Source organism: Zunongwangia sp. L-65, from assembly GCF_056859415.1.
In genome coordinates this window covers 125211-137663 of the sequence record NZ_JBSXOK010000068.1, presented here as the reverse complement: position 1 = coordinate 137663, position 12453 = coordinate 125211, and the positions used below count along the sequence as shown (strand labels likewise).

General features: G+C 36.0%; 12 protein-coding genes. 1 reads left to right on the top strand and 11 read right to left on the bottom strand.

What is annotated here, in order from left to right; translation table 11 throughout:
* Positions 1-258 (top strand): transposase (locus AC13DP_RS13920; RefSeq protein ID WP_483067973.1); only part of this gene is annotated, 258 nt, incomplete at its 5' end.
* 212 nt (positions 259-470) lie between these two features.
* Here AC13DP_RS13920 and AC13DP_RS13915 read toward each other — a convergent pair.
* The 11 genes from AC13DP_RS13915 to gdhA all read right to left on the bottom strand — a co-directional run bounded on the left by AC13DP_RS13915 (position 471) and on the right by gdhA (position 12382).
* Positions 471-3113 carry a TonB-dependent receptor gene (locus AC13DP_RS13915; RefSeq protein ID WP_347406740.1) on the bottom strand — a complete coding sequence of 881 codons (2643 nt, stop codon included), beginning with the start codon at positions 3111-3113 and terminating at the stop codon, positions 471-473.
* Between the two features lie 81 nt (positions 3114-3194).
* Positions 3195-3938, bottom strand: coding sequence for a GLPGLI family protein (locus AC13DP_RS13910; protein WP_347406741.1), 744 nt, complete (start codon positions 3936-3938; stop codon positions 3195-3197).
* 74 nt (positions 3939-4012) lie between these two features.
* Positions 4013-4735, bottom strand: coding sequence for a GLPGLI family protein (locus AC13DP_RS13905; protein WP_347406742.1), 723 nt, complete (start codon positions 4733-4735; stop codon positions 4013-4015).
* The gene (locus AC13DP_RS13900; protein ID WP_347406743.1) at positions 4732-5022 is read right to left on the bottom strand and encodes a hypothetical protein; all 291 of its coding nucleotides are present in this window, start codon (positions 5020-5022) and stop codon (positions 4732-4734) included. The genes AC13DP_RS13905 and AC13DP_RS13900 overlap by 4 nt, the downstream gene beginning before the upstream one ends.
* Before the next feature lie 121 nt (positions 5023-5143).
* Positions 5144-5881 (bottom strand): GLPGLI family protein, encoded by a 738-nt coding sequence (locus AC13DP_RS13895; RefSeq protein WP_483067972.1) that lies wholly within the window; start codon positions 5879-5881, stop codon positions 5144-5146.
* Positions 5878-6585, bottom strand: a complete 708-nt coding sequence (locus AC13DP_RS13890; protein WP_483067971.1) for a GLPGLI family protein — start codon at positions 6583-6585, stop codon at positions 5878-5880. The genes AC13DP_RS13895 and AC13DP_RS13890 overlap by 4 nt, the downstream gene beginning before the upstream one ends.
* A 1-nt stretch (position 6586) precedes the next feature.
* The gene (locus AC13DP_RS13885) at positions 6587-7294 is read right to left on the bottom strand and encodes a GLPGLI family protein (RefSeq protein ID WP_483067970.1); all 708 of its coding nucleotides are present in this window, start codon (positions 7292-7294) and stop codon (positions 6587-6589) included.
* Positions 7291-7755: a GLPGLI family protein gene (locus AC13DP_RS13880; protein ID WP_483067969.1), complete on the bottom strand. Its 465-nt coding sequence runs from the start codon at positions 7753-7755 to the stop codon at positions 7291-7293. The genes AC13DP_RS13885 and AC13DP_RS13880 overlap by 4 nt, the downstream gene beginning before the upstream one ends.
* An 81-nt stretch (positions 7756-7836) precedes the next feature.
* The gene (locus tag AC13DP_RS13875) at positions 7837-10233 is read right to left on the bottom strand and encodes a TonB-dependent receptor plug domain-containing protein (protein ID WP_272957320.1); all 2397 of its coding nucleotides are present in this window, start codon (positions 10231-10233) and stop codon (positions 7837-7839) included.
* A complete protein-coding gene (recO, locus tag AC13DP_RS13870; protein WP_483067968.1) occupies positions 10233-10952 on the bottom strand; it encodes a DNA repair protein RecO in 720 nt (239 codons plus the stop codon). The genes AC13DP_RS13875 and recO overlap by 1 nt, the downstream gene beginning before the upstream one ends.
* A gap of 86 nt (positions 10953-11038) precedes the next feature.
* Positions 11039-12382 carry an NADP-specific glutamate dehydrogenase gene (gene gdhA, locus AC13DP_RS13865; protein WP_347406103.1) on the bottom strand — a complete coding sequence of 448 codons (1344 nt, stop codon included), beginning with the start codon at positions 12380-12382 and terminating at the stop codon, positions 11039-11041.
* Positions 12383-12453: the final 71 nt, after the last annotated feature.

Below are 12453 nucleotides of genomic sequence, written 5' to 3'. Positions count from 1 at the left end.
CAACAGAGCGGCACCAGCCTAAAAACCAGGCCCAGGGTATCGAAAATGGCAGATATGGCCTTGAAGTCCGTACTTCAGATGGCCGCTATGAGGGCGGTAAGGATGCAAAATGATCTGCAGGTATATTACCTAAGAAAAGTCCAAGAGGGCAAAAATAAAATGAGTGTTCTAAATGCGGTCACCAACAAATTGTTACACATTCCTATGGGACTAATTAAAAACCAAACAAATTATAAAAAGCGCTTGGAATTGTCATAGAAATCGACCTGACAGTTGTAAAGATTATTAAGTAGCTTTCAGCATAATTTTAGCCTGAAAAAAAATGTCATCTCGACCGGAGTGGAGAGATCTTAATTATGATATAGGTTCTCCACTACGCCTGCCTGCGGCGAGGCTTGATCCAGATGACAAGAAATTTTAGTGTAGATTCTAAAATCTAACAGCGAAGCGGTCTAACTTCTAATTACTACCTACAGCTTATAAGCTATTTTCAAAAGAACGGTTCTTGGTTGTAGGTATATGCGGCTATCGGTGACAATGAATTCTGAAAAGGAATTTTCTCTTCTAAAATTGGCATCCAGCATATTATTGACTTCAACCTCAAAACTCCAGGCGCTATCTAATTTATTATAGAACAGCGAGGCATTTCCTATTTGAAAACGGTTCACCTGGTCATTTTCCTGATTTTTGTAATAATTATATTCGTAATCGGCTTTCAGAATAAATCCGTTTAAAAAGTCATATTCTAAGCGGGCAAAAGGTTGAAATTGTAAAAATCTATTCTGAAAATTATCCGATCCAAAAGCACTAAAATCATGTTCGTAGCCCACATCTAAATTTGGGAGATCGTCAAAAGTAGTTCGTATTCGCAGGCCGTAACCATAATTTTCAGAATCATAAGCGATGGTGTTCTGGTTTACGATTCGGCTATAACTGGACAGTGACGCATTCCCATCTACCGTAAATCGAAAATCATTAATTCGCTTGGTAAAAGAACCACGAAAGCTATAGGTTTCATTGGGTAAATCGGTATACACCGGACTCGAGATCTGATTAATTCCTTCTAAAATAGTTGTATTCAAAATGGATCGTACCCTGTTCGAATAATTAAAAAAGAAATTATAATTAATGCCTTTAAAAAGACTAAACTTATAATAGCTTAATAATAGCGTGTGGTATAATTGATTTTCAAGATTTTCATTGCCCCGATAAATGCGGTTAAAACTACTTAAACGATAGCGATTTGCATAGCTTGAAGCATTATTAAAACTAGACCGCATTCTATAATTTAAGCGTAATATTTCTGAACCCCCAAGTTTATATTCACTTTCAAATTCGGGTAATACCACCGGTTTTTTTTCATTGGTAATTTCATCTGAAAACTGGGTCACCTGCCACAGGTAATAATGATAAAACAATCCGGGTTTTAAAATAAGATCGCCAAACATGGTTTTATATTGAAAACCTACATATTGATCGACCAACCGGTAATGAACATCATTATTAAAATTGGCTTCAGTAAAACTATTAATTTCTCCGGAATCCAATTGTTGCTCGTCGAGAGTGCTAAAACGCTGATCTGAAAAACTGACCCCCAATGCCGGATAAATATGATTGGTATTATTGAGCACCCAATAATGCTTGAGATCCAAACTGGCCTGGTTGAGCGTGGTATTTACCTGCTGAAATAAATGCAAACTGTCTTCTTCTACAAACGGAATAATCGTATTAAAAATCGGCTCGTTAAATAACCAATCTTTGTCATTTTCGTTCTTTGAATATTTATAATCGACATTTAGTGTAGTGGTATGCTCGAAAGAAAACTGTTTGCTGTAATTTAGATGTTGTGTAAAATCGATCCCATCGGGCTTTGCCATGGTATTGATAAACGTAGAATCTACCGGAGTAAACGAATTTAAAATTCCGTTGGCTGTAGCCGAAGATGTTTTTACATAGGCATCGTACGTAAGATCTTCATCGGGATTTGGGCGATAGCGCAACTGCAATTTATTTAGTGTAAAAAACAGATCGTTGTTTTGCCGGGTTTCGCGAAATTCATCCAACCCACGCTCTTCATCGATGTAGGTAATATTGTATTCTTCCAGTGTTTCCAGTTTATTATTGGAAATAATAGTGTAGGCATTTAGATCGAGATCGCTGGTAATTTCCTGGGCGATGTTAAAAGCGCCAAATTCATTTTTGTTATAGGTAAAATCTTCATTCCGCAGAAATTGCGCAAAGTCATCGTTATAAATACTACTCGCATTCGGGCGATCCATAAGCGATAAATAACCGCCTTCAAAATTGATATAATCCTGCATAGAAAAAGATTTTTGCCCGGTATTGTTAAAATCGCCAATCACATTTATAGAGGTTTTCGGACTATAATAAAACAAGGTAGGATGCAGGGAATAGCGATCTTCTACACCACCGCCAACTTCGATATCACCAAACGCAAATTTCTTTTTGCCCTCAGAAAGTTTAATGTTCATCGCCATTTTATCACTGTCTTCCAGGCCTTTTAAAAATGGGATTTCGCTGTAATTATCCAGCACCTCGACTTCATCTACAGCATCGGCAGGAATATTTTCTACGGCAAGTTTAGAGTCTCCGGTAAAAAATGTTTTCCCGTCGACCATTAATTTATCCACCTTTTTGCCATTTACGGTAATGGTCCCTTCACGGTCCACTTCCACGCCCGGTAATTTATTTAAAACTTCACGGAGCTTACGCTCTTCACCGGTTTTAAAGACATCGGTACGGTAAATAGTGGTATCTTCTTTTACGACCACCGCCATTTTCTTTTTGATAAGGACTTCTTCAAGGCTTTCGTTACTGGCCTGCATGATATAATCTTTCTGAATATCACGGCTGGCAATAATCGAATCGATAATTTTTTGATAGCCTAAATAACTAATCTCTATCACATAGCTACTGTCTTTTTCCAGGTTAAGCCGATATCGCCCTTTTTCATCGGAAATAGAAAAGGCCATATTAAGATCATCACTATCCGGGATCGCAATAAGGTTAGCGCCATGAAGTGGCGCATTGGCGGAGTCTTTAACAGTGCCAGTGTAGGTTTGGGCAATTGATACCTCTGTAGTAAATAACAAAATTAATAATAATAAAAATTTTAAAAATGATCGCACAAACGCCAAATAGTTATATTAAATTAGTAAAAGTTTGAACTATTTTTAATTGAATTTTGAAGGCCTATTGTTTTTATTCCACTCATCATAAAATTGAACAAACATTTTATGGCTTAATATATCTAAATTTTCCTTATTAATTACTTCTACTTTTTTTTTAGTAAGTGATAAATCAACTGCAGTATATTTTAAAAGATTTGTTTCCAATTCTAATATCAATCCAGGAAGATTTGCATATGCCGTCGGACCAGCTTGATAATTTAAATTTGGAGCAAACCATGCATAAATTGGTATATATTTATCATAATCCTCATAACTTTCGCTAGGAATTACGTAAGCTTTAAAGCATTCTTGTCCTAAGATATCTTTTTTTTCATCAGTTATTTTCCAGTTTAACGCATTTTGATCAACCATTCTCGTTTTTTCCAGAATTCTAGGTATATAGTAGGACTTCTTTTCTAAAACATTCCCATATATACTTTTACCATTAAAAACTAATGTTGTTGCGTAGTTAATAAAAGCATCTGGCTTATTGTCTAAGGACATAGGTCTTTCAAAAGTAAATTGAAACGATTGTCGATTAGATAAAACAAAAAAGTTCAAATGAGGTAAAATTTCCTTTACCTCTTTTTGCATTACTTTTTGAAAATATTTATAATCATCAGATGCTTTGGGATTTATATCCTGTTCCTTCAATGAAACATTGAATTTAACAGTTATATTCTTCTCTTGAGAAGCAACTGAATTGAAATAAAAAATAACTATAATTAGTAGATATTGTAATTTCATCAATCTATTCTTACTTCATATTCACTTAGTCTAAAATAGATGAAAAACACCCTGTAATTTTTCAGCATCCCTATTTAATTACTCCCAAGATTCTTCATCACTTTAGCGCCAATCTCTTCAAACTCTGCCTGCGTAACCTGCTTGCCTTTGCTTGGTTTTTCAATTTCGATAACTTCTTTTTCTTCTATACTTTCAACAGTATAGGTATTCCTATTTCTTTTCAATTCCAAAATAAGCCCCGGTAAATTTACATAATTGGCCGGTCCAAAGGCTAAATTTATTTCTGGTGTGTACCAGGCAATAATTGATATTTCATGCTCTCCCGAATTATTTTTAATGGTTTCAAATCCTGTAGCTTTATAAACTTTGAAACCTTTTATGGTTTTTTGCTCTTTACTGAGTTGCCATTTGATACTACTCATTTTAGAACTTATTATAAAATCCCTTCCAAAAGCATTTTTCTGATTTAAGCATATATCTTCCTGAGAGTTGCTATAATAAGTTCCACTAAAACCTGCCACAATCTTGGTAAATGCAAATCCGCGCAAGGCCTCATTTTCCATTGATTCCTGCATTTTAAATAAGCTTTCTTGATCATTTATTTGGAGTCTGAATTTTATATACTTTAGATTCTTAAATGATTGTTTATAATTCTCTCTTATTTGCGCCGGTATTTTTTCGAGTTGTTCTTTTGTTAACGCAAGTTCTGTACTTACCCCGTAAACCACCTCCAGACTTTGCGCGTTTAACGAAAATCCAAAAAAACATATCAATAAAAAACACCTTAAATCCTTCATTGTTTTAGTGCTTTTAGATCGATTTTCTGAAACCAGTTTTGTCCATCGATGTTTAACTTTTTTGTTTCTAAAAGATAGCGCTCGGTTTTTATATTTTCTTGAATTGCTTTTCTCATTTCAGCATTAACATCGATGATATAGCCCATATCAAGATCTTTATCGCCAAAAATTCTGAATATAATCTGTTGATCTACTTTAAAAGGCTGCTTGCGCAGCATCTTTGTAACCTGATTTTGTACATCTTGAAACGACGTTTTTTCTTCTTCTACATAAATAGTTTTGTTCACATTTATAAAGACATTCAGGTAAAAAAATTATTATTTTCTATCGAAGATTGCGCATTTATGCCCATTGAAAAGCCTAAAAAGCATATTAAAATAGTTAAATTCTCTTTCATAGTTTTCTATATTATTCCTTATCACCTTTTATTAAACTTTTAATTTTATTGTTTGCTTTAGCCTGTATTTCTTTCCATTCAGCAAGTGTAACTTCATGAGCAGCTTCAGGCTTTTTAATTTCAGCAGGCTTTTCTTCTAAATCTATGTCGATTAAAGTGAACAATTCAGCTCCATATTCCACTTGAACCACCAAGCCCGGCAAGCCTGTAACTCCTCTTGGACCTAATGGGATATTTAGCTGGGGTGCAAACCAAACCTCTAAGCTTCCATCCCAGGTTTTTAAAGTTCCTTTAGCTTTAAAACAGGAAAATCCATTAATCATTCTTTGCTCGTTGGTAATTTCCCATTTATAAGGTGGATACTCAATTAAATAGGTACTATTGTTAAAAGAATCGGTAAAGAAAAAAGTATTTCCGGTTTTTAAATTGCTATAATAGATTCCATCTGATGGCCCTCTGGCTAATCCCATGAATGGATCATCATCAACACTCATCAATTTAGGAAGTTTAAATTCTGCTTCGTTTTTGTCGAATTTCAACTCATATTTTAGTCGCTTAGCGAGTCGATCTCTGGCTAGTTTCATTTTTGAATATTCTCGATATCGCTGTGGATTGGTCTTTTTTAATTCCTTCATTCCTTCTTCAGATCCAAAAGAAGTCCATTCCTTTTTATAAGTAGCGATTCCACTTTGTGCTATTACAGTAAACGTAAAACATAGAAAGATAAGACAGATATAGCATTTCTTCATAATTTAAAATTTTCAAATTGCTTAAAAAAATCAGATTCACTAATAGATGTTCCTTTTCGGGGCACATTAATTGTTATCTTTTTTTGCTGAATTTTGGTGAGTGTATAAAGTTCACTGCCAGTTTCTAACTGCACGACCAATCCCGGCAGAGCATTGTATTGTAACGGACCGTAATTAAGCGGAATTTCTCTAGTATACCATGCAACTACGCTTTGAAGTTTGCCGCTTTCTAATGGAATCTTTGCCGAAGCCTTAAAACAGGAATAGCCGCTAATTGTTTTTCGTTTTTTTTCCAGCTTCCAATCGATTTTATCTAAATTCACAAGAAATTTTTCTCCCAAAGCTTTAATCGCCCAAATCACGGAGTCTGTCTTTCGGTTAAAATAATATTCTCCCTGAAAAGGGCCTTTAGCTAAGGCTAAGTCGGCTTGATTTTCAATACTCAGCAAGTCTTCCAAATAAAAAAAGCTTCGATTTTTATCGAATTTCAGTTTATAAGCTAACTGCTTTGTAAGCTTTTGCTGAAGTTTTTCCAACTCACGGTATTCTCTATATTTCTGCGGATTCGCTATTTTATCCTGTCGCCCTGCTGCTGATTCAGAATATAAATTGATCCATTCTTTTTTGTAGGTGGCGATTCCAGAATCCTGTGCGTAACCAGTTAAAACACTAAACATAAAAAGTAAACTGAAAACATTTTTCATTTTAATTCCTTTTAAAAATAGTACCTCGCATTTTATCCATCATTTTGCTATATTTTTCTGCGGAAATTAATGTACCAAAATCCGGTTTTTTAATGTTTACAGGTTGATTGGTACTGATCTCGACTAAAGAAAGTACAAAGGTTCCTCTTTTCACCTCAACAATTAAACCCGGCAAACCACCAAAACCCAAAGGCCCAAAAGATGTAGGGATCTGCGGCGTAAACCAAACTTCTTTAATCTGTTTATTTTCTGGAAGTTCAGCTTTAAAACAGGTAAATCCATTGATAGTCTTAGTTTCTTTGGTCACTACCCAATCGAAATCTATCGAATCCTGAACCGTATATTTTTTTCCGGTAGTTTCTGAAGTTTTTAGCCAAATTCCTTTTTTTGAATTCTGGTAAAATTCACCTTTCCCGATTACTGCATGACCTATAGCAGCAACACCTGGTTTATTCGCATCATTATCCATTTGATTTACTAACCGAAACGAAGAAACCGAATCGTTAAATTGTAAAACAAAATCAAACTTTAATGTAGCCTCCACTGCTTGATTTAATGTATTTACCGCATACCGATGAGTTTCATCATCTGGCTTTTTAATTTCAAACTCCTTAAAGTCTACAATCTTATAATGACAGATTGTGCCTTTTTGGGAAAAAGCACTCAACGAAAGCAGTAATATACTCCAAAACTTCAGTATTCTTATCATTTTGACTTTATTATATTAGCTGTTGCTTTTTTATACATCGCATCTAATTCTAAAGGACTAATTTCTTTTCCTTCCAAAGGCTCGAGTTCAAAACTTTTAGTGCTGAAATTAATCACTTTCGTCTTATAGATTACCGGAAGATTGGATTTATTCATTTCCAATTCTAAAATTAAACCCGGCAAACCGCCGTATCCAACAGGCCCATAACCAAAAGGAATCTCTGGAGCAAACCAGGCGACAACCTCATGCTCAAATTTTCCTTTAGAATTTTCAGTAACTTCAGTTGTAGTGGCTTTAAAAACCTTAAAACCGTCGATCATTTTATATGCTGAAGAAATCTTCCACTCCCCTGTGCCTTTGGTTTTTTCTTTAATTAGGTACCACTCATTAAAAGCCTCCTTTCGAATAACTAATTTATTACTGTCAGCTTCTGTTAGGTACACCTTATCGAGCCCTACCATGACTTTGGAGAAATTATAATATGGTTTTCGATCTACTTCAATATAGCCAATGTTTTGCTAACAACTTCGGGTATAAATCCCCTAAAACCTAAACCTAGCTGAAATAATCAAATTTCGGCCTGCTGCGGCAATGCCAGAACTATAAGTACGATAACGTTGATCGGTTATATTTTCTAAAGAAACGCTAAGTAACCAGTTTTCATCCAGATCGTACTGGCCGGTAAGATTTAATGTGTACCAGGAGGGCGAATATGGATTTCCGTTCGCATCAATGGCATATAAATATGCCTTTCCCTGCTCTGATGTTGCTAAATCAGTATAACTAATTTCGCCATTATATTCCGCAAAAAGATCTAGCTTTAGTTTCTTTTTATGCCAGATTAAATGAGTATTTCCAAAAATTGGCGCAGCATGACGCAAAGGAGCACTGGACCCATCATCTAATTCTTCTTCACCATCGGTAAATGAAATTTTTGAAGCCATACGTAAAGCCACTGAAAAATCGACCTCAACACTTCCCTCAACTCCATAAACATGCGCATTAGATGCATTTTGTATCGCCTGCACATTACTTGCTTCGCCTTGATAATCGATTTCAGTTTTACCATTCAGGTTAAAATCGCGGCGCACCATCGCCTCTTCTAACCAGGTATAAAAACCTGTTAGACCAAATCGGATATTTTCAGCTGGTGTCCAATTCACTCCAACTTCAGCATTGTAAGCATACTCCGGTTTTAAATCGGGATTAGGCACGACCACCGATCCTGGTTCAGAATCAAAAATTTTACCCACATCATCGATATTTGGTGCTCTAAAGGCAGTAGATGCATTTACACGCCATTGTAAAAACCGGTTTTGTTTCCAGTTGATTCCCGCACTTGCGGTTAGCGCTCCGGTATTAATATCAGCATCTCGAAACGGAAAATCATACAGGTTTTCCTCGAATTGGGCGTCTAACAAAATATGATTATAGCGCAAACCCGACTGGAAATTCAAGGCTTCTTGAATTTGCAACTGATAGGTTGCATAGGCTGCTAAAGACTGCCAGCTGGAATTATCGGGATAGCGAGAAACCGTCTGTTGTCTGGAACCTGAATTTATATTTTCCTGAAAACCTTCAGAATTTACCTGATTGTTCACATATTCTACTCCGTAAAATAACTTACTGCCCCCAAATGTCTTTTCGAAATCCAAATTTGCGGAATAAGCACCTACATTTTCTTTCGTGTTAAATAAAATTTCTTTGCCAAAATCACGATCATGCCGGCTTTCTTCAAAAAACTGATAAGCTAAAGTAAATTGCGCTTTATCATACACATCGCCATTCCCTTTTTTATTAATTTTGAAATCGCCTAAAAACCATCTTTGCGGCCCATAATACCATTCGGCTGACCTTAACTGATCGTTTCTACGACGATACAAACGATCGTACCTGGGAACATCTGAAGTCTCACTATAAATTAGCCCTAAACTAAAATTCCATGTTTCATTGGGCATATATTTTACTTTTTCCAGCAAACTAAGCTGCGTATAATCGGTTGGTTTTTGAATTAATGGATCTTCATTTTTCAAAATCACGTCTTCACCATTTTCTCGTGCAGCATATTCGGTTCTTAAATAAGAATCAGGACCGTGCTTTCCCATTTTTAAATCGTCAAAATCTGAATAAGAAATCGAGGTCTGAAATGCCCAATTTCGTCTTCCCAAATTCACATCGGCATGCAACGTCTGTTCGTTATTTGCCGATGAATACCTTCCGTAGAAATTACCACTAACCGAAGTTTCTGCACCAAACGAAAATCGGGGTTTTAGCGTATAAAAATTCATCACCCCGCCAATAGCATCACTCCCATAAACCATGGAACCAGGACCTAAAATCACTTCTGCTCTTTCAATCGCCAAAGGGTCTATATTAATCACATTTTGCAGGTTGCCACTTCTAAAAATTGCGGTGTTCATCCTTACGCCGTCAACAGAAATTAGCACACGATTGGTTGCAAAACCGCGGATCATAGGACTTCCCCCACCTAACTGACTTTTTTGCACAAATACCTGACCGGTACTTTCTAACAGATCAGCGGAGGTTTGCGGACTATTCAGCAGTACGTCTTCTTTATCAATACTTACTATTTTCTGCGGAATTTCATCTTTCTGAAGCTGAAATTTTGCTACAGAAAGCACCACCTGATCCAGCTTATTCTGATCTTCCTGAAGATAAACAATCTGGTTTTTAATAGCTGACTTCTTAATTTTGAATACCTCGTGCGAGATATGTTGAAAAAAAAGTACTTCGGTACTATCGAATTTAGATATATCCGCACGACCTTCAAAATTGCTCAGGCTAGTTTTAGTCTTTTCAGCATTAAAAATCATGACATTGCTTAAAGGTTCTTCAGTAGCACTATCCAGCACAATAATATCTTGTGAAAACAAATTTATGTTGAAAAGAACATAAGAGAGAAATACAAAAATTCGCATTAATTAAAAATTTCGTTAAGAACGGTTAGGGATTTTGGTTTTCTAAAACCTTCGATATGTAATTCGTAGTACAGCAACAACATTCTTAAAAAGTCAGCACGTTGTTCACCACTCAATTTTACCCGCTGCATATCATTGAAATTCACATTTAAAAATGCCCGCAAAATATCAAGATTTTCTCCTTCTACGCAATAATCGTTCGTTTTAACAGGCTCAAAAGTTCCTTCCAATAAATTAAAGAATGGCTGCTCGGTATTTAGGTCATCGGGCTGAAATCCTAAAAAACCAGATAATTTCAGCAAAAACATGATATGAAAATTAGCGGTTTTATCATGTAAATCCAACCAGCTAAAAGCGGTTTCTAAAAAGTGATACAGCGCGGAATTGGCTTCTTCTTCCCTAATCGCGCTTTTTAAAACTTCTGCAATAAACATCACCAGGCTGGTTTTGATCATATTGGTATGCAAGGAGGTATAGGTATTGATCACCTTGGCATCTTTTAGGTATTCCAGTGTGCCCTTGTTTTTATGACTTGCGACAATCTCAAGCTGCGTTAATAATTGAAACTGACTTACCTTAAACTTTCCTTTCTTCGATTTTAGAATTCCACGTAACATATAAGTACGCAAACCACTTTCTAAAGAATACAAATTAACGATTAGATCTGCCTCTCCGTATTTCAGCGCACTAATTACAATTGCTTTAGAATTAACTATCATCGAACTTAAAGTATGATTTTGGTGACGGAAGGTATAAAAAAAGCCGCTTTTACAAGCGGCTTTATCTTATTTATGTAGATCAGGATTTATACCACACCTTGAGCTAACATGGCATCGGCAACTTTAACAAAGCCGGCAATATTTGCGCCTTTTACGTAATCTACATAACCATCTTCATCACAACCGTATTCCACACATTTTTCATGAATATCGTTCATGATTTCGTGAAGTTTATTATCAACCTCTTCAGAGGTCCAATTATAACGCAATGAATTTTGTGTCATTTCCAGTCCAGAAGTGGCCACCCCACCCGCGTTAGATGCTTTACCAGGAGAGAATAAAATTTTAGCATCACGAAAGACTTCTACTGCCTCTGGTGTACATGGCATGTTTGCTCCTTCTCCAACACACATACAACCGTTCTCTACTAATTTCTTAGCATCAGCTTCTTCTAATTCGTTTTGTGTAGCACATGGCAATGCAACATCGCATTTCACTTCCCACGGAGTTTTATCTGCGTAAAACTTGGCATTGGTATATTTCTGGGTATACTCATTGATCCTGCCTCGTTTTTCGTTCTTAAGCTCCATGATAAATTGAAGTTTGTCTGCATCGATTCCTTCTTCATCATAAATATATCCACCAGAATCAGACATGGTTACCACTTTAGCGCCAAGCTCTATTGCTTTTTCTGCAGCGTACTGGGCCACGTTACCAGAACCAGAGATAACTACCGTCTTACCTTGCAATTTTTCTCCTTTGGTCTTTAGCATATTCTGGGTAAAATATACGTTACCGTAACCAGTTGCTTCTGGACGAATTAAAGATCCACCGTAAGACAATCCTTTTCCGGTTAAAATTCCGGTGAATTCGTTTCGTAATCTTTTATACTGGCCAAACATATACCCAACTTCACGTGCTCCCACTCCAATATCTCCGGCAGGAACATCAGTGTTATGCCCTATGTGCTTGCTAAGCTCTAGCATAAAACTTTGGCAAAAACGCATTACTTCATTATCCGACTTTCCTTTTGGATCAAAATCTGAACCTCCTTTACCTCCACCCATAGGTAAGGTTGTAAGACTATTCTTAAAGGTTTGCTCAAAAGCCAAAAACTTAAGAATACTTAAATTTACCGATGGATGAAAACGCAGACCTCCTTTGTATGGTCCGATGGCCGAATTCATTTGTACACGATAACCGCGATTAATCTGAATGTTACCTTCATCGTCTAACCAAGATACTCTGAACATGATTACACGCTCTGGCTCTACCATACGCTCTAATAATTTAGCGTTTTGATATTTTTTATTTTGTTCAATAAAAGGTATTATGGTTTCAGCAACTTCATGAACCGCTTGTAAAAATTCGGGTTCATTTTGATTTCTTTTAGACACTTTATCCAAGAAATCCTGTATATTTTTTTCCATAAGGCGTCGCTTAAGTTTGTTTAAAAAAAATGTTTTTTCGAGGTGCAAATATATGAGATATATAAAAATTA